Origin of the sequence: Bradyrhizobium sp. 1(2017) (genome assembly GCF_011602485.2) — a bacterium.
In the GTDB taxonomy this organism is placed as follows: Bacteria; Pseudomonadota; Alphaproteobacteria; order Rhizobiales; family Xanthobacteraceae; genus Bradyrhizobium.
The window spans coordinates 3,518,319-3,535,010 of sequence record NZ_CP050022.2 but is presented as its reverse complement, the minus strand read 5'-3'; the positions used below and the strand labels follow the sequence as shown (position 1 = coordinate 3,535,010).

Below are 16,692 nucleotides of genomic sequence, written 5' to 3'. Positions count from 1 at the left end.
GATCAGGCGACGAAATTGCCGCCGAGCTCGTCTTCGATGTGAATGCGGATGATGTCGTCAAAATTCTTCTCGGCCGTGGTGAAACCGAGCTCGAGGGATCGCTTTGCGTTGAAATTGCGCGGCCAGCCGCCGACGATGCCGACGATGAAGGGATCCGGCTCGCGCTTGATGCGTGCGGCCACCTTGTCGCCCGCGACGCGCTTCAGCGCAGCGATCTGCTCGCCGACCGTGGCCGACAGGCCCGGCATGGTCAGATTGCGGCGCGGGCCGACGGTGGCGAGATCCATGGTGCCGGCGTGGAGCAGGAAGCCGACTGCCGAGCGCGGCGTTGCGTGCCAGTGGCGGACGTCTTCCGACACCGGAAGGATTGCCTCCTTGCCGGCCAGCGGCTCACGCAGGATGTTGGAGAAGAAGCCCGATGCCGCCTTGTTGGGCAGGCCCGGCCGGATGCAGATGGTCGGCAGGCGGATGCCGATGCCGTCGAGGAAACCGCGGCGGGAATAGTCGGCGAGCAGCAACTCGCCGATCGCCTTCTGGGTGCCGTAGCTGAGCAGCGGGGTGTGGAAGAACTCGTCGCCGATCGCATCGGGGAATGGCGCGCCGAACACCGCGATCGACGAGGTGAACACCACGCGCGGCTTGTAGCCGCCGCCGACGAGCCTGATCGCGTCGAGCAGCATCCGCGTGCCGTCGAGGTTGATGCGATAGCCCTTGTCGAAATCGAGCTCGGCCTCGCCGGAGACGATCGCGGCGAGATGGAAGATCACGTCGGGGCGGCCGGCGATCAGCTTCTCGGCCGCGCCCGGGACGGCGAAATCGCCCGACACGGTCTCGACGGGGAAGCCGGCCTTCTCCGGCTTCTTCGGCTCGACCACGTCATGCATGGTCAATTTCGTGATCTCGCTCTTGCCAAGCCAGCCGTCGCGCAACAGCCGTTCACAGAGTTTGCGGCCGACCATGCCGGCGGCGCCCAGAACCAGAATGTGCAAGAGCCTACTCCTTGTTGTCGGCCGGAGCGCGCCGCTCCTGACGCACCCTCGGCAAGCCCGCGATCATTCCTTCACGGCGCCGGTCATTGCCGACACATAATACTCCACGAAGAAGGAATAAAGGATAACGACGGGGATCGAGCCGGTCAGGGCCGCCGCCATCAGCGCGCCCCAATGGTAGACGTCGCCGCTGACGAGCTCCGTGATGGCGCCGACCGGGATGGTCTTGTTCTCCGACGAGGAGATGAAGGTCAGCGCGTAGATGAACTCGTTCCAGGACAACGTGAAGGCGAAGATGCCGGCCGAGATCACCCCCGGGAGCGACAGCGGCAGCGTGATCTTGACCAGGATCTGCAGCCGCGTCGCCCCGTCGATCAGCGCGCATTCCTCGAGCTCGTAGGGAATGGTGCGGAAATAGCCCATCAGGAGCCAGGTGCAGAACGGGATCAGGAAGGTCGGATAGGTCAGGATCAGCGCCAGATTGCCGTCGAACAGGCCGAGCTGGAACACGATCGCCGCGAGCGGAATGAAGAGGATCGAGGGCGGCACGAGATAGCCGAGGAAGATCGCAAGGCCGACATAGCGCGAGCCCTTGTAGCGAAGGCGCTCGATTGCATAGGCGGCGCAGACGCTGGCGAACAGCGATATGAAGGTAGAGGATACCGAAACGATGAGGGTATTCCACATCCAGAGCGGATAGTCGGTCTCGACCAACAGCTTCTTGATGTGCTCGAGCGTCGGATGCATGATCCAGAACGGATTGTACCTCTCGTAATCGTACATCTCCGCGTCCGGCTTGAACGTCGCGACCGCCATCCAATAGAACGGGAACAGCAGGAAGAAGATGATCAGGCCGAGCGGAAGGTAGACCCGGAGGAACTTCCGCGGGAAGCTCTCGAGGTAGTCCATTCCGACGCTTTGGTCGTCAGCCGTGGTCATGGTCAGTCCCTCCCGCCCTGCTGCCAGCGGGAGCGCTGAAGCCCGAAGAAGCTGAGCAGGATCGCCGCGACCAGGAACGGAATCATCGCATTCGAGATCGCCGCGCCCTCGCCGAGATTGCCGCCGGTGATGGCGCGCTGGAACGACAGCGTCGCCATCAGATGCGTGGCGTTGATCGGCCCGCCCCGCGTAATGGTGTAGATCAGCTGGAAGTCGGTGAACGTCATCAGCACCGAGAACGTCATCACGACCGCGATGATCGGCGACAGCATCGGCAGCGTGATGTGGCGGAAGCGCTGCATGTTGGTGGCACCGTCGAGATTGGCGGCCTCGTAAAGCGAGGGCGAGATGGTCTGGAGGCCGGCGAGCAGCGTGATCGCGACGAACGGCACGCCGCGCCAGATGTTGGCGGCGACGACCGACCAGCGCGCGTTCCAGGGATCGCCGAGGAAATCGATGTAGCTCGAGATCAGGCCGGTCTTGACCAGCACCCAGGAGATGATCGAGAACTGGCTGTCGTAGATCCACCAGAACGCGATCGCCGAGAGCACGGTCGGCACCACGAACGGCAACAGCACGATGGCGCGGATCATCGACTTGAACGGCAGCCGCTCGTTGAGCAGCAACGCCAGGTAGAGTCCGATGGCGAACTTCACGACGCTCGCGGTGAACGTGTAGAAGATGGTGTTGAACACCGACAGCCAGAACACCGAGTCTTTGGAGAGCGAGACGAAGTTGTTGAAGCCGATATAGCGGCCCGCCCCGCCGATCTTGGTATCGGTCATGCCGAGCCAGAAGCCGAGCGCCAGCGGATAGGCCAGGAACAGGACGAGAGTGGCGATCGCCGGCACCATGAACATCGCGCCGAGAAAATTCCGGCTTTCGAATGCTCTGGTCCACAGGCTACTGCGCTTGACCGGCGCGGCGCCTTGTTCGGCCATGACTGCCATGTCGGACTTCCCTCGACGAAAAGTTGCGGCGTCCGGCGAACCGGACGCCGCGGATTGGAGCTGATCAGACCTGGTAGTAGCGCTTGGCGCGCTCGGCGGCGCGTGCCGCTGCCTGCTTCGGCGTGGCCGATCCGGACGCAGCTTCCGCGAACATGTCGACGACGACGAAGTCGCCCATCACGGCGGCGGAGGCATAGCCGAGATCGCCGGCAAAGCCGTTGTCGCGGCAGCGCTTCAGGCAGTCGCGGAACGGCGTGATCTTCGGGTCCGACGTCCACACCGGGTTCTCGTTGTAGGCCGGCAGCGGCGGCGACACGTAGCCGTTGGAAGCGACCTCCCAGGCGTCGTAGTTCTCCTTGTCCCACATGAACTTGATGTATTCCTTGACCGCCTTGGGATATTTCGAGTGCTTGTAGCCATAGGCGACCAGCACGTTCTGCTGCTCGGTCGGCACGCCGACCGGACCGATCGGCATCGGCGCGTGGTCCATGTCCTTGGCGATTTCCTGCTGCTTCGGATCCGTCGAGTTCTTGCCGACGGTCCAGATCGAGATGCCGTTCAGCGTGAGGCTGAGCTCGCCGTTCAGGAACGCCTTGTTGTTGTTCGAGTCGTTCCACGACAGCACGCCGGGGATGAAGGTCTCGTAGAGCTGCTTGACGTATTCGAGCGCAGCAATCGTCTCAGGCGAGTCAATCACGACCTCGTTCTTCTCGTTGACGACCTTGCCGCCATGCGACCACAGCGCCCACTGGCACCAGCCGTTGGCGTCGCCCGTGGCGTGGCCCAGCGCGAAGCCGGCCGGCGTGTTGTTCTTCTTCAGGGCCTGGCAGAGCTTGAGGAAGCCGGCGGTATCCTTGGGAAATTGCTCGAAGCCGGCCGCCTTCATGTGGCTGACGCGATAATTCAGGCAGCCGCCGGTCGCGCCTTGCGGAATGGCGATCCAGCCATTGCCCTTCTTGCCGTACTTCTCGGCGACCGGGTACCACCCGCCATACTTGGCGCCGAGATATTCGGCGACGTCGGTGACGTCGATCAGCTTCTCGGGGAATTTGTGGGGATCATCGAGCGTGCCGAGGATGAGGTCGGGGCCGGCGCCGACATTGGCGGCGACCGCCGCCTTCGGCCGGATGTCCTCCCAGCTCTCGGCTTCGAGCTTGACCTTGACGCCCGTCTTCTCGGTGAACTTCTTGGTCTGCTCGGCGAACTTGTCGAACTCGGCCTGGATGAACTGCTTCCAGCGCAGCACGCGGATCGACGCATTCGGCTCCGGCGTGTTGGTCCACTCCGCCGCGCGCACCGGGACGATGCCCGGGCCGGCCAGCAGGGCTGCACCGCCAAGGCCGGCCTTGAGCACACTACGCCTGTTGAAATCGCTCATCCTTCTCTCCCTAATTTTATATTTGTATTGGGTCGTCTGATCTCGCGACGCGTCGCTACATGCGCTTGCCCGTCGCCTCGTCGAACAGGTGCACCAGTGACGGGTCGGGCTTCAGCCGCACCTTGTCGCCCGGGTTGAACTGATGGCGCTCGCGGAAGACCGCGACGATCTGCTCGCCGCCGACCTTGGCGAACACCTGCGTCTCCGAGCCGGTCGGCTCGACCACGATGATCTCGGCCTCGGCGCCGTCGTCGGCGATGGTGAAATGCTCGGGCCGCACGCCATAGACCGCAGGACGGCCGTCGGACGCCGCCGGCGCCGACTTGAGCGGCAGCTTGACGCCATTCGGCCCCTCGAAGGAGGCGACGCCGTTGACGCGCACGTGACCCTTGAGGAAGTTCATCGCGGGCGAGCCGATGAAGCCGGCGACGAACTGGTTGTCGGGCTTGTCGTAGAGCTCGAGCGGCGTGCCCATCTGCTCGACGATGCCGTCATGCATCACGACGATCTTGTCGGCCATGGTCATGGCCTCGATCTGGTCGTGGGTGACGTAGACGGTCGTCGTCTTCAGCCGCTGGTGCAGCTCCTTGATCTCGGTGCGCATGGCGACGCGCAGTTTGGCATCCAGGTTCGACAGCGGCTCGTCGAACAGGAAGACCTGCGGGTCGCGCACGATGGCGCGGCCCATGGCGACGCGCTGACGCTGGCCGCCCGAGAGCTGGCGCGGATAACGATCGAGCAGCGGGGACAGCGCCAGAATCTCGGCGGCGCGCTTGACGCGCTTGTTGATCTCGTCGGAGCCGGCATTGCGCAGCTTCAGCGAGAAGCCCATGTTCTCGGCCACCGTCATGTGCGGATAGAGCGCGTAGTTCTGGAAGACCATCGCAATGTCCCGCTCCTTGGGCTGGACATTGTTGACGACACGGTCGCCGATCGAGATCGTGCCGGAGGTGATGTTCTCGAGGCCGGCGAGCATGCGCAGAAGCGTCGACTTGCCGCAGCCGGAAGGGCCAACCAGAACGACGAACTGGCCGTCCTCGATCGGTATCGTCACGCCGTGCAGGACTTCAAAATTGCCGAACGATTTCCGCACGTCGCGGATTTGCACAGACGACATCTAGCTCCCTCCTCGAAAGTCCACGACGCCTCGAGCGCCGCGACCGTCTTTTTCTTTCAGACTTCACCGACGAAGCCCGATCTTAGCGGGCGACATTGTCGGCAGTTTGTGCGGTTTTGGCAATTTGTCTTTGGTTAGTCGTTGCTGGTAGCGCTGTCAACGTTCCTTTGTTTGCAGCGGTGACTGTGTTAAGAGCAACAAATGGGTCGAAAACGCACCAAGTCAGGCAAAATCCGACTGGCGGAAGTCGCCGAGCTTGCCGGCGTGAGCCCGATCACGGCGTCCCGCTTCTTCCGTAATCCGGAAGCGCTGTCGGTTGCCAAGCGGACGCGGGTCGAGAGCGCCGCCAAGGAGCTCGGCTATGTGCCGAACCTTGCGGCACGCGCGCTGGCCTCGCAACGCACCGAAGTGATCGGTGTGTTGATCCCCTCCCTCACCAATAACGTGTTCTCGGACGTGCTGCGCGGCATCTACGACGCCTCCGAAGCCAGCCGCTACTCGATCCAATTGTCCAACACGCGCTACAGCATTCTGCAGGAGGAGAAGCTGCTGCGCCTGTTTCTGGCGCAGAAGCCCGCCGGGCTGATCGTCACCGGCATCGACCAGACCGCGGAATCGCGCGCGATGCTGGAGGCCGCCGACTGCCCGATCGTGCAGATCATGGAGATCGGTCCCAATCCGGTCGACATGATGATCGGCTTTTCGCACTATGATGCAGCGCGCGCGGCGGTTGCACACCTGTTCGCGCAGGGTCACCGCAAGATCGGCTTTGTCGGCGCGCGCATGGATCCCAGGGTGCAGCGGCGGCTGGACGGCTACGTCTCGGCCATGAAGGACGCGGCGCTGTTCGAGCAGCGCCTCGTCGTGACGACGGCGACGCCGACATCGGTGACTCTCGGCGGCGCGCTGTTCACCGATCTGCTCGCGCGGGAGCCCGGCATCGATGCGGTGTTCTGTGCCAATGACGACCTCGCGCTCGGCGTGCTGTTCGAATGCCGGCGCCGGGAGATTGCGGTGCCCGAGCAGATCGCGATCGTCGGTTTCAACGATCTCGAATTCATGGCCTCCGCCGTCCCCACCCTCACCAGCGTGCGCACCAACCGCTACGAGATGGGGAGAACGGCCGCGACCATGCTGATCGACGCGATCGACGGACGGCGGCCGGAACTGCCGGTGCTCGATCTCGGCTTCAAGGTGATCGAGCGGCAAAGCTCGTCGTCGCGGCGCTCGGACAGCAGGCCGGCCGCTTCCGGCGCCGCCGCCGTGAACAAAATGGTAGCGTTACCAAGTAGCCATGACTAGTATCGCATTTGTGAGGAAATGACCCGCCAGCGGGCCGGCAGACATCGCTCGCGCCGCTGGGCATCGCACAAGCCGACACGTTGAAACGGACGCCAGTGCGTTTGCATTGCAGGAGAGACCAATGACAAAAAAGCCGACCAATGGGCATGCCGCCGGCAACGGCGCTCGCCGCCACCTCCGCTCGCAGGAATGGTTCAACAACCCGCATAATCCGGGCATGACCGCGCTCTATATGGAGCGCTACCTGAACTACGGCCTCACCCGCGCCGAGCTCCAATCCGGCAAGCCGATCATCGGCATCGCCCAGACCGGCAACGACCTCTCCCCCTGCAACCGCCACCATATCGAGCTCGCCCACCGCGTCCGCGAAGGCATCCGCGAGGCCGGCGGCATTGCGATGGAATTCCCGACCCATCCGATTCAGGAGACCGGCAAGCGTCCGACCGCGGCGCTCGACCGCAACCTCGCTTATCTCGGCCTCGTCGAAATCCTCTACGGCTACCCGCTCGACGGCGTGGTGCTGACCACCGGCTGCGACAAGACCACGCCGGCCTGCATGATGGCGGCGGCGACTGTCAACCTGCCCGCAATCGTGCTGTCGGGCGGCCCGATGCTCAACGGCTGGCACGCCGGCGAGCGCACCGGCTCGGGCACCATCGTCTGGAAATCGCGCGAGCGGCTTGCCGCCGGCGAGATCGACTATGAAGAGTTCATGGAGATCGTGGCCTCCTCGGCGCCTTCGGTCGGCCATTGCAACACCATGGGCACCGCCTCGACCATGAACGGGCTCGCCGAAGCGCTCGGCTTTTCGCTGCCGGGCTGCGCGGCGATCCCCGCCCCCTATCGCGAGCGCGGCCAGATCGCCTACGAGACTGGCAAGCGCATCGTCGACATGGTCTGGGAGGACCTGAAGCCCTCGGACATCCTGACCCGCGAGGCGTTCGAGAATTGCATCGTGATCAATTCGGCGATCGGCGGCTCCACCAACGCGCCGATCCACATCAACGCGCTGGCGCGCCATATCGGCGTCGAGCTCTCGATCGACGATTGGCAGAAGGTCGGCCATGACGTGCCGCTGCTGGTCAACATGCAGCCGGCCGGCTTCTATCTCGGCGAGGAATTCCACCGCGCCGGCGGCGTGCCGGCCGTGGTGCGCGAGCTGATGAAGCACAAGCGCATTCATGAGGATGCGGTCACCGTCAACGGCCGCGGCATCGGCGAGAACTGCAAGAATGCGCCCGCGCCCGACAACGACGTGATCCGGGCTTACGACAAGCCGCTGGTGAAGGACGCCGGCTTCCTGGTGCTGAAGGGCAATTTGTTCGATTCCGCGATCATGAAGACCAGCGTGATCTCGAAGGAATTCCGCGACCGCTATCTCAGCAACCCCAAGGACCTCAACGCCTTCGAGGGCCGCGCCATCGTGTTCGAGGGGCCTGAGGACTATCACGAACGGATCGACGATCCCTCGCTCGACATCGACGAGCGCTGCGTGCTGTTCATCCGCGGCACGGGTCCGATCGGCTATCCCGGCGGCGCCGAGGTCGTGAACATGCAGCCCCCGGCCGCCTTGATCAAACGCGGCATCCTGTCCCTGCCCTGCATCGGCGACGGCCGGCAATCCGGCACCTCGGGCTCGCCCTCGATCCTGAACGCCTCGCCGGAAGCCGCCGCCAATGGCGGCCTTGCGATCCTGAGGACCGGGGACAAGGTGCGCATCGACCTCAACAAGGGCAGCGCCAACATCCTGATCTCGGACGACGAGGTGAAGAAGCGCCATGCCGAGCTGATGGCCAATGGCGGCTTCAAGCATCCGGCGAACCAGACGCCTTGGCAGGAGATCTATCGCAATACCGTCGGCCAGCAATCGACCGGGGCCTGCATGGAGCTCGCCACGAGATACCAGAACGTCGCCGGCACGTTTGGCGTGGCGCGGGATAATCACTAGGCCGTCATTCCGGGGCGCGACGACGTCGCGAGCCCGGAATCCATCGGTCCACAGAACACGCTGCACAATGGATTCCGGGCTCGCGCCAAGAGGCGCGCCCCGGAATGACGAACTCACAAGGGAGAAGAACAAAATGGCAGACCGCCTCAAGGGAAAGCGCGCCGTCGTCACGGCGGCCGCGGCAGGAATCGGGCGCGCATGCGCCATCGCATTCGCGCGTGAAGGCGCAACCGTCATTGCCACCGACATCAACGAGAGCGGCATCGCCGGCTTGACCAAGGAAGGGATCGCCGAGGTCGCCAAGCTCGACGTCCGCAACACCGCCGACGTCAATGCCTTTGCCAAGCGTGTCGGCAAGATCGACATCCTGCTCAACGCGGCCGGCTTCGTGCACCACGGCACCATCCTGGAATGCTCGGAAGAGGATTTCGACTTCTCGTTCGACCTCAACGTCAAGTCGATGCACCGGACCATCAAGGCCTTCCTGCCCGACATGATTGCGGGCGGCGGCGGCAGCATCGTGAACATCTCGTCCTGCGCGGCCTTGAGACCGCCGGCGAACCGCTACGTTTACAGCTCGTCGAAGGCGGCGGTGTCGCTGCTCTCGCGCGCGGTCGCGCTGGACTTCATCACCAAGGGCATTCGCTGCAACTCGATCTGCCCGGGCACCGTCGAGACGCCCTCGATGCTCGACCGCGCAGCAGCGCAAGGGCCGCAGGGCAAGGAGATGTTCATCTCCCGCCAGAAGATGGGCCGGCTCGGCACCGCCGACGAGATCGCATCCATGGCGGTCTATCTCGGCAGCGACGAAAGCGCGTTCACCACCGGCGTCGACCTCGTGGTCGACGGCGGCTACATGCTCTGACGCCGAGGACCGCCAGCATGAACAAGATCGACCTCAACGGCCGCGTTGCCGTCGTCACCGGAGGCGCGCAGGGCTTTGGCCGCGCCATCACCGAGCGCTTCGTCGCCTCTGGTGCGAAAGTCGCGATCTGGGATTTCGATGCTGCGCTGGCCGAGAAAACCGCAAAGGAAATCGGCGACGGCGCCCGCGTGTTCAAGGTCGACGTCACCGACACCGCGGCGGTCGAGCAGGCCCGCGACGCCACGCTCGGTGCCTTCGGCAAGATCGACATCCTCGTCAACAATGCCGGCATCGCCGGCGTCAACAAGCCGGTCTGGGAGACCGACCTGGAGGAATGGCGCAAGGTTCTGCGCATAAACCTCGATGGTCCCTTCATCTGCTGCAAGGCGATCGTGCCCGCGATGCTCAAGCAAAAGTACGGCCGCATCGTCAACATCGCCTCCATCGCCGGCAAGGAAGGCAATCCGAACGCCTCGCATTATTCGGCTTCCAAGGCCGGCCTGATCGCGCTGACGAAATCGCTCGGCAAGGAGCTCGCCGGACATGACATCCTCGTCAACGCGGTGACGCCGGCGGCAGCGAAGACGGCGATCTTCGACCAGATGACGCAGCAGCATATCGACTTCATGCTGTCAAAGATCCCGAAGGGACGCTTCGTGCTGGTGGAAGAGCTGGCCGCGATGGTGAGCTGGCTCGCTTCCGAGGACTGCGCGTTCTCGACCGGCGCGGTGTTCGACATTTCGGGCGGGCGTGCCACCTATTGAGGACATCATGATCCGGGAAGGCGGATGCCTGTGCGGCGCGGTGCGGTTCAAGGCGGAGGGCGAGCCGCTCAACGTCCGCATCTGTCATTGCCGAATCTGCCAGAAGGCGATGGGCGCGCCCTACTTCGCCCGCGCACAGTTCGATCAGCGGGCGCTGACCGTCGCGGGCGAGACGGAGCGGTATGCTTCGTCCGAGCACATCGACCGCGTGTTCTGCAAGCGCTGCGGCACGCGCCTGTTCGCCTGGCGGCGCAACGGCACGCTGGCGGGCGTCTCGCTCACGACGTTCGACGATCGCAACGCCTTCGCACCGACCGAACACATCTGGGTCTCGGAAAAGCTCGCCTGGCTGAAGCTCGACGACGGTCTGCTGCAATATCCGGGGACGATCCCGGCGTGATGTCAGGCTCGGTCTGAGACGGATGGGCTCGCCGCCTGAGCGCGCTGGTCCGTCGTCGCAATCCATATCCCTGCGAAGACCGCAACGATGCCCGCCGCAAGATTCCAGCGCAGCGGCTCGGACAGCAGCCAGGCTCCGACCAGCGAGGCTGTGATCGGATTGACCGTCACCGAGATCGCGACCCGTGTCGGTGTCGTGCGCTCCAGCGCGAAGGCCCAGAGATAGAAGGTCAGTGCCGCGCCGAATGCGCCGAGATAGAGCGCCGCGAGCCATTGCGGCGCACCGAAGCCGGTGACCGGGATAAAGCTGCCGCGCACATACGAGAGCAGGATGAGGCAACTCGCGCCTGCCGCCATGCTCGTCGTCGTGAAAGCGATCGGACTGGAGCGCCGGATCAGCGGCTTTGACCAGATGCCGTAGAGCGCCATGCACAGCGCAGCCGCCATCATCAAGAGATCACCGCGCCATGCTCCCGCCGGGGCCGAGGTCAGGTCGGACAGAAGTGCGACGGCCACCCCGAGAGTCGCAACCACGACGCCGATCGATTTGCGCCAGGTCAGCGCTTCGGCGCCGAGCGCAGCTCCGATGACGAGCGACAGCAAGGGCAGCGTCGACAAAGCGAGCGCGCCGCGCGCCGCGGTCGTGAAGATCAGCGATGCATTGAACAGGATCGGAAACACGGCAAAGAACAGAAGGCCGAGCCCGATTGCGGCGGCCCAATCCCCTCGCTCCGGCCAGCGATCGCCGCGCAGCAGCGTCAGCGGTAGCAGCAGGAGAAAGCCGATGCCGAACCGGAACGAGCCGATTGCCAATGGATCGAGGCTGCTCACGAGATAGCGTGTGGCGCCGATCGAGGTGCCGCCCAGCGCGCTCGACAGCACGGCGGCCAGAACACCTGAAATCTCCCCCACATCCACTCCCGTGAACCGCTTTGCAGCCAGCATAGGGGGCGCGCCGAAACAGGGAATGGAATTTTCGTAATGCCAGGATAGATTTTCGTCATGAGCGCACCCGATCTCGATCCCGACCTGCTGAAGGCGTTTCTCGCGGTCGCCGAGCATCGTTCGTTCACGCGCGCGGCCCAAGCGCTCAACCGCACCCAATCGGCCGTCAGCCTCCAGATCAGGCGGCTGGAGGAGCGGCTCGCGACCAAGCTGTTCGTGCGCGCGAGGGCTGGCATCGTGCCGACCGCGACGGGCGAAGAATTAGGCGTCTACGCGCGGCGCATTCTCGCGCTCAATGAGGAGGCGGTCGGGGCGCTCCGCGCACGCAAGGCCGATGCCGTGGTCCGCCTCGGCGTCATGGACGATTACGGCACCATCGTCATTCCGCCTCTGCTCACGAGCTTTGCCAGGCACCATCCATTGGTCCGGGTCGAGATCGAGACCGGGCTGACCGCGACGATGCCGGCCCGGCTCGGCGATGCCTACGACCTCGTCATCGCCATGCACCCGCAGGGATGTGGCGGCGGCGAGCTATTGAGGCGCGAGCAGGCGGTCTGGGCGGCTGCCTCGTCCTATCGAGCCGCCGCGCAGAATCCCCTGCCCGTGGCGCTCTACCCTCCGGGGTGTCTGTTTCGGCAATGGGCTGCGGAGGCGCTCGACGCCGCCGGCCTGCCCTGGCGCCTCGCCTATGTCAGCCGCACACTCGCGGCGGTCGAGACGATCGCGGCCCAAGGCCTCGCGGTTACGGTGGTGAAAGCCGGGACCTTGCCGGCGACGCTTCGCCCGCTGTCCGAGCGTGACGGCATGCCACCGTTGCCGGCGGCGGAGATCCGTCTCCACCGTGCACGCGGGCTGTCACCCGCAAGCGCTCGCCTGGCGGATCATCTGCAACGGGCAATTTCGGAAATGAATGCCATATAACGATAGATCGTAAAGGGTTGTGGCCCTATACGGCCTGCCTTGCGAAGCGCGCGGGCCGAACCGGAACGGATGAGCTGGTGAATATTTCCTTTTATGACTTGTCGGTGTGGGTGCTCCCCCTCGTGCTCGCCATCACGTTCCACGAGGCTGCGCATGCCTTCGTCGCCGACCGGCTCGGAGACAATACCGCCGCGCAGCTCGGCCGCGTCAGCTTCAACCCGCTCCGGCACATCGACCCTTTCGGCACCCTGATCCTGCCGGCGATGCTGCTGTTTGCGCATTCGCCGTTCCTGTTCGGCTACGCCAAGCCGGTGCCAGTGAACTTCCGCAAGCTCAACAACCCCCGGCTCGACATGGTCTGGGTGGCTTTGGCGGGGCCGGCCACCAACATCCTGCTGGCGCTCGCCGCCGCCCTCGCATTCCATGCGCTACCCCAGGTTCCCGCAAGTTCGGCGAAATGGGTCGCGGACAACCTCAAGAATGCTCTGATCATCAACGCGGTGCTGGCAGTCTTCAACATGATGCCGATCCCGCCGCTCGATGGCGGCCGGGTCGCGGTCGGGCTGTTGCCACGTCCCCTCGCCATGCCCTTGGCCCGGCTCGAGCCGTTCGGGATGCTGATCCTGATCGCGCTCCTGATCTTGCTGCCGCTGGCGGGTTCGCAGTTCGGTCTAAATCTTGATGTTATTTCAGGAATACTGCGAACGTTGACCGGTTATGTGATTCAGGCTGTTCTCTTCCTGACCGGCAACACGTAGTTGACGGCGACACCCGAACACGAGCCGAAGGGCCAGAGGCCGACTTGGTCAAAGCTGCCGATATGCTGATCGCGCGACGCGCCGATACCCGCGCCCGCGCGGATTTTGCCACATGGAAAATGATGGCCAAGCTCAATGGCGCGTCCGCCCTGCCTCCGGAGGCCCAGGAGTTCCTTGCGAGCTACCAGAACCTGCTGGCCCAGATGAGCGAGGGCGAGGCCACCGAGGCCACCATCGGGGCGATCTACAAGGCCTATTATGCGGAGATGGGCGGCGGCGGAACTGCGCCAGATGTTCGCGCCCGCGCGCCCGAAGCGGCGGCGGACAATGTTACCGCTTTCCGCCGTCCGGCGCCGAAGCCCAAGACGACCAGCTTTTTCGGGGCTGGCGCGGCCGCTGGAACCCAGAAACGGCCGCTGCCGGTGGCGCTGATCTTCGCCTGCCTGGTCGTGGTCTATGTCGGGATCCGGCTCTATTGGCGCTGAGCTGACTTCTTGTTGGCGGTCTTCTTCGATTTCTCAGGGGCGAAGCTGATCTCGATGATGCGCTCGAACCGCTCCTCGATCAGTTGAACGGGAGGCGGCTCGAAAGGATCCGCCTTGCGCACCATCGAGATCGCGGCCGCATCGTAGGCGGCGTCACCGGACGACTCCACCACGTCAACCGAGAGCACATTTCCCTTTCGGTTGAGCGCGAAATTCACCTTAACTTTCTGATTGGTGTTCTCTCTGCCTTCCGGATTGATCTGGTGCTGCTTGATGCGCGCACTGATTTTTTTGTTCCAATCCGCCGTAATCTTCAGGATGTCCTTGCCAATGCCAATGACAGGCGCCAGCGCCTTCTCGGCCTCGCGCGCGTCTTCGTCGAGCGTCTGCCGCGCCGTCGCAACCGATTTCGGCGATGCTTCGGCGGCGGGGGTCTCGACAGCCGCGATCTTCGGATCCTCCTCCTGCGGCTTCTTCGAGATGGTCTCGGTGACGACGCGATCGGGCTCCTCAACCTCTTGCGACTGATCCTTCGGCAGCTCGGTTTCCTTGGTCTCGGCCTTTTGCTCGGGGAGCGCCTGCTGCTCCTGCATCGCTTCGCTGTCGGGTCCCGGTGGCAGATCGGTATCGGGCGCCTTTGGCGAAGCCATCTCGACGGCAAATTCGGCGCCGGCCGCACCCAGACCATCGTCACCGTCATCGGCCTGCAGATGCGCCAGCGCGAGCGCGGCGCCACCGAGATGAAGCGCGAGCGCGGCGACCGCCGCAAAGATCCAGAGCTTCCGGGATGGTGCAGGTTCGTTCGGCATAATGCGTCTTCTTAAGGCTGAGCGGCGCCGGCCGCAGGTGCCCCCGGAGCGCCTTCCAGCGCCACCAGCTTCACCCGATTATAGCCGCCCGATCGCAAGAGCTCCATGACCCCCATCAACTCCCCGTACGGCACCGACTTGTCGGCGCGCAGGAAGACGTACTTGTCCTTGGCCATGTCCGACATTCCGTCGAGGGTGCCGATCAACTCGGCCCGATGGACCGGGTTCTCTCCGATCGCAAGCGTCAGATCGGGCTTGATGCTGAGATAGGTCGGCTTGTCCGGTTTCTTCTGCGGCGTTGCGCTCGACGTCGGCAGGTCGATCGGGAGGTCGACGGTCGAAAGCGGCGCTGCGACCATGAAGATGATCAGCAGAACCAGGATGACGTCGATGAACGGCGTGACGTTGATCTCGTGCGTTTCCGAAAAATCGTCGTCTTCGCCGTCATTGTCTGCGAGCGAAACACCCATGATTCACTCCGCCGCGCGCGAATGCACGCTGCCGTGGCTGCGGTCGAGATCGCGCGAAAGCAGCCGCCCCGCCGCGCCCGAGGCGCGGCTGACGAGCTCGAGATAGCCTTTCGTCACGCGTGCGAAATGGTTGTAGATGATGACGGCGGGGATCGCGGCAACGAGGCCGATGGCGGTGGCGAGCAGCGCTTCGGCGATGCCGGGCGCGACCACGGCGAGGTTCGTGGTCTGCGACTTCGAGATGCCGATGAAGCTGTTCATGATGCCCCAGACCGTGCCGAACAGTCCGACGAAGGGCGAGGTAGAGCCGATGGTCGCGAGCACGCCCATGCCGATGCGGATGCGGCGCTGTTCCGCGCGCACGATCTCCTGGAAGCTCGACGCCGCACGCTCCTTGATGCCGGCATCGCTGGACAGACCGGCCGACATCCGCGCCTCACGCAGCGCCGCCGCCAGGAAGGACGGCAGGATCCCCTCCTTGGCTCCGAGCGCCATCTGGGCTTCCGCGAGCGAACGTGCCTCTGCGGTCTTCTTCAGTGCCGAACGAAGCTTGGTGGAAGCGACCGACAGCTCGACCGACTTGGCGATGAAGACGGTCCAGGTCATCAGCGAGGCAAAGGCGAGCCCGATCATCACCGCCTTCACGACGACGTCCGCCGACTGGAACATGACCCAGGGCGACAATTCCTTCATGGCCGGCGCGGCTGCGGTCGCCGCATCGGGCTTGGCGGTCGTCGAGACGGTGGCCGGCGGCGATGCCGGCGCTGTTGTCGCCGAATCCGAAGGCGCCGGGGCACTGGGCTGAGTGACTGCCGGCGCCACAGGAGCCGGACCGGCCGGGGCCGGCGCCGCCGATTGCACCGGTGCCGGCGGGGTTTGTGTCTGGGCGGAAACGGGAGATACGAGCCAGGCGGCCGCCAGCATCGCAGCGGCGGCAAAGCTTGCTTGGAAGGTCATGGTCTTCATACTTCGGCCCAGTAGCGAATGAGGTTGTGATAGATACCCGTCAATTTGACCGTTTCGGGATCGTCACGCCCGAGCCGTTCCACCAGCGCCTGAATCGCGGTGTCGAGATCAAAGATCATGCTGCGAGCTTGATCGTCCCGTATCATGCTCTGAAGCCAGAAGAAAGACGCAACCCGCGTTCCCCTCGTCACCGGCGCAACGAGATGCAGGCTGGTCGAGGGATAGAGCACGCAGTCGCCCGCTGGCAACTTGACCTCGTGCGAACCGTAGGTGTCCTCGATCACAAGTTCGCCACCGTCGTACTCCTCCGGCTCGGCGAGGAACAGCGTGACCGACAGGTCTGTGCGGATGCGAAGGCCGGTCAGACGGTCGCCGCGGATCGCATTGTCGACGTGAAGACCGAAATAGTGGCCGCTGCTCGCCGCATAGCGGTTGAACAGCGGCGGGAAGATCTGGAGCGGGATTGCCGCCGCGACGAAGCGCGGGTTCGACGTCAGCGCCGAGATGATGCGGTTGCCGAGCTTGCGCGCGACCTCGCTATCCGGCGGCAATTGCTCATTGCGCTTGACCATGGCCGACTGCGCGCCCGCAGTGGAGCGGCCGTCCTCCCATGCGCTGGCGTCCATGATGCGGCGGAAATCCGCCACATCATGCTTGCTGAGAACGCCAGGCAGGCAGGTCAACATG

Annotated in this window: 18 protein-coding genes; 8 read left to right on the top strand and 10 right to left on the bottom strand. The window is 64.3% G+C overall.

What is annotated here, in order from left to right:
* Positions 1-2: 2 nt before the first annotated feature.
* The 5 genes from denD to HAP40_RS16430 form a co-directional block, all read right to left on the bottom strand.
* Positions 3-989 (bottom strand): D-erythronate dehydrogenase, encoded by a 987-nt coding sequence (denD, locus tag HAP40_RS16450; protein ID WP_166816829.1) that lies wholly within the window; start codon positions 987-989, stop codon positions 3-5.
* A 63-nt stretch (positions 990-1,052) separates the two neighbouring features.
* Complete coding sequence (locus HAP40_RS16445) at positions 1,053-1,928, bottom strand: carbohydrate ABC transporter permease (RefSeq protein ID WP_166816830.1); 876 nt, start codon at positions 1,926-1,928, stop codon at positions 1,053-1,055.
* A gap of 2 nt (positions 1,929-1,930) precedes the next feature.
* Positions 1,931-2,878 (bottom strand): carbohydrate ABC transporter permease, encoded by a 948-nt coding sequence (locus HAP40_RS16440; RefSeq protein WP_409363726.1) that lies wholly within the window; start codon positions 2,876-2,878, stop codon positions 1,931-1,933.
* A gap of 64 nt (positions 2,879-2,942) precedes the next feature.
* Positions 2,943-4,256 (bottom strand): ABC transporter substrate-binding protein, encoded by a 1,314-nt coding sequence (locus tag HAP40_RS16435; RefSeq protein WP_166816831.1) that lies wholly within the window; start codon positions 4,254-4,256, stop codon positions 2,943-2,945.
* Between the two features lie 55 nt (positions 4,257-4,311).
* Positions 4,312-5,373: an ABC transporter ATP-binding protein gene (locus tag HAP40_RS16430; RefSeq protein WP_166816832.1), complete on the bottom strand. Its 1,062-nt coding sequence runs from the start codon at positions 5,371-5,373 to the stop codon at positions 4,312-4,314.
* A gap of 201 nt (positions 5,374-5,574) precedes the next feature.
* On the opposite strand from HAP40_RS16430, the gene HAP40_RS16425 reads away from it, so the two are divergent.
* The 5 genes from HAP40_RS16425 (at position 5,575) to HAP40_RS16405 (ending at position 10,652) form a co-directional block, all read left to right on the top strand.
* Complete coding sequence (locus HAP40_RS16425) at positions 5,575-6,675, top strand: LacI family DNA-binding transcriptional regulator (RefSeq protein WP_166816833.1); 1,101 nt, start codon at positions 5,575-5,577, stop codon at positions 6,673-6,675.
* Between the two features lie 121 nt (positions 6,676-6,796).
* Entirely contained in the window at positions 6,797-8,623 is a 1,827-nt protein-coding gene (locus HAP40_RS16420) for an IlvD/Edd family dehydratase (RefSeq protein ID WP_166816834.1), read from the top strand.
* A gap of 133 nt (positions 8,624-8,756) precedes the next feature.
* On the top strand, positions 8,757-9,488 hold the full coding sequence (locus HAP40_RS16415) for an SDR family oxidoreductase (protein ID WP_166816835.1): 732 nt from the start codon (positions 8,757-8,759) through the stop codon (positions 9,486-9,488).
* A gap of 17 nt (positions 9,489-9,505) precedes the next feature.
* Complete coding sequence (locus HAP40_RS16410; RefSeq protein ID WP_166816836.1) at positions 9,506-10,252, top strand: SDR family NAD(P)-dependent oxidoreductase; 747 nt, start codon at positions 9,506-9,508, stop codon at positions 10,250-10,252.
* Positions 10,253-10,259: 7 nt separating this feature from the next.
* Positions 10,260-10,652 carry a GFA family protein gene (locus tag HAP40_RS16405; RefSeq protein ID WP_166816837.1) on the top strand — a complete coding sequence of 131 codons (393 nt, stop codon included), beginning with the start codon at positions 10,260-10,262 and terminating at the stop codon, positions 10,650-10,652.
* A 2-nt stretch (positions 10,653-10,654) separates the two neighbouring features.
* Here the strand turns inward: HAP40_RS16405 and HAP40_RS16400 are convergent, their stop codons facing one another.
* Positions 10,655-11,563 (bottom strand): DMT family transporter, encoded by a 909-nt coding sequence (locus HAP40_RS16400; protein ID WP_166816838.1) that lies wholly within the window; start codon positions 11,561-11,563, stop codon positions 10,655-10,657.
* Positions 11,564-11,653: 90 nt separating this feature from the next.
* Between HAP40_RS16400 and HAP40_RS16395 the strand changes: the two genes are divergently transcribed.
* The 3 genes from HAP40_RS16395 to HAP40_RS16385 all read left to right on the top strand — a co-directional run bounded on the left by HAP40_RS16395 (position 11,654) and on the right by HAP40_RS16385 (position 13,760).
* Positions 11,654-12,517 (top strand): LysR family transcriptional regulator, encoded by an 864-nt coding sequence (locus tag HAP40_RS16395; protein ID WP_166816839.1) that lies wholly within the window; start codon positions 11,654-11,656, stop codon positions 12,515-12,517.
* Positions 12,518-12,594: 77 nt separating this feature from the next.
* Positions 12,595-13,275, top strand: a complete 681-nt coding sequence (locus tag HAP40_RS16390; RefSeq protein WP_166819476.1) for a site-2 protease family protein — start codon at positions 12,595-12,597, stop codon at positions 13,273-13,275.
* Between the two features lie 62 nt (positions 13,276-13,337).
* Positions 13,338-13,760: a hypothetical protein gene (locus HAP40_RS16385; RefSeq protein WP_166819477.1), complete on the top strand. Its 423-nt coding sequence runs from the start codon at positions 13,338-13,340 to the stop codon at positions 13,758-13,760.
* On the opposite strand, the gene HAP40_RS16380 is transcribed toward HAP40_RS16385, so the two are convergent.
* Genes HAP40_RS16380 through HAP40_RS16365 form a run of 4 tightly spaced genes read right to left on the bottom strand, consistent with a single transcriptional unit; the run spans position 13,748 to position 16,691 of the window.
* Positions 13,748-14,569 (bottom strand): TonB family protein, encoded by an 822-nt coding sequence (locus tag HAP40_RS16380; protein WP_166816840.1) that lies wholly within the window; start codon positions 14,567-14,569, stop codon positions 13,748-13,750. The genes HAP40_RS16385 and HAP40_RS16380 overlap by 13 nt on opposite strands.
* An 11-nt stretch (positions 14,570-14,580) precedes the next feature.
* Complete coding sequence (gene exbD / locus HAP40_RS16375; RefSeq protein WP_166816841.1) at positions 14,581-15,039, bottom strand: TonB system transport protein ExbD; 459 nt, start codon at positions 15,037-15,039, stop codon at positions 14,581-14,583.
* A gap of 3 nt (positions 15,040-15,042) precedes the next feature.
* Positions 15,043-16,005, bottom strand: a complete 963-nt coding sequence (gene exbB, locus HAP40_RS16370) for a tonB-system energizer ExbB (protein WP_166816842.1) — start codon at positions 16,003-16,005, stop codon at positions 15,043-15,045.
* A complete protein-coding gene (locus HAP40_RS16365) occupies positions 16,002-16,691 on the bottom strand; it encodes a Fe2+-dependent dioxygenase (RefSeq protein WP_166816843.1) in 690 nt (229 codons plus the stop codon). Before HAP40_RS16365 ends, exbB begins: the two co-directional genes overlap by 4 nt.
* Position 16,692 lies beyond the last annotated feature (1 nt).

Excerpts from the sequence above, each read along its gene's own strand:
- HAP40_RS16380 (WP_166816840.1), bottom strand. The coding sequence starts at position 14,569 with ATGCCGAACGAACCTGCACCATCCCGGAAGCTCTGGATCTTTGCGGCG.
- HAP40_RS16395 (WP_166816839.1), top strand. The coding sequence starts at position 11,654 with ATGAGCGCACCCGATCTCGATCCCGACCTGCTGAAGGCGTTTCTCGCG.
- HAP40_RS16445 (WP_166816830.1), bottom strand. The coding sequence starts at position 1,928 with ATGACCACGGCTGACGACCAAAGCGTCGGAATGGACTACCTCGAGAGC.
- HAP40_RS16430 (WP_166816832.1), bottom strand. The coding sequence starts at position 5,373 with ATGTCGTCTGTGCAAATCCGCGACGTGCGGAAATCGTTCGGCAATTTT.
- exbB (WP_166816842.1), bottom strand. The coding sequence starts at position 16,005 with ATGAAGACCATGACCTTCCAAGCAAGCTTTGCCGCCGCTGCGATGCTG.
- HAP40_RS16415 (WP_166816835.1), top strand. The coding sequence starts at position 8,757 with ATGGCAGACCGCCTCAAGGGAAAGCGCGCCGTCGTCACGGCGGCCGCG.
- HAP40_RS16440 (WP_409363726.1), bottom strand. The coding sequence starts at position 2,878 with ATGGCAGTCATGGCCGAACAAGGCGCCGCGCCGGTCAAGCGCAGTAGC.
- HAP40_RS16410 (WP_166816836.1), top strand. The coding sequence starts at position 9,506 with ATGAACAAGATCGACCTCAACGGCCGCGTTGCCGTCGTCACCGGAGGC.
- HAP40_RS16405 (WP_166816837.1), top strand. The coding sequence starts at position 10,260 with ATGATCCGGGAAGGCGGATGCCTGTGCGGCGCGGTGCGGTTCAAGGCG.
- HAP40_RS16365 (WP_166816843.1), bottom strand. The coding sequence starts at position 16,691 with ATGTTGACCTGCCTGCCTGGCGTTCTCAGCAAGCATGATGTGGCGGAT.
- exbD (WP_166816841.1), bottom strand. The coding sequence starts at position 15,039 with ATGGGTGTTTCGCTCGCAGACAATGACGGCGAAGACGACGATTTTTCG.
- HAP40_RS16425 (WP_166816833.1), top strand. The coding sequence starts at position 5,575 with ATGGGTCGAAAACGCACCAAGTCAGGCAAAATCCGACTGGCGGAAGTC.
- HAP40_RS16420 (WP_166816834.1), top strand. The coding sequence starts at position 6,797 with ATGACAAAAAAGCCGACCAATGGGCATGCCGCCGGCAACGGCGCTCGC.
- HAP40_RS16435 (WP_166816831.1), bottom strand. The coding sequence starts at position 4,256 with ATGAGCGATTTCAACAGGCGTAGTGTGCTCAAGGCCGGCCTTGGCGGT.
- HAP40_RS16385 (WP_166819477.1), top strand. The coding sequence starts at position 13,338 with ATGCTGATCGCGCGACGCGCCGATACCCGCGCCCGCGCGGATTTTGCC.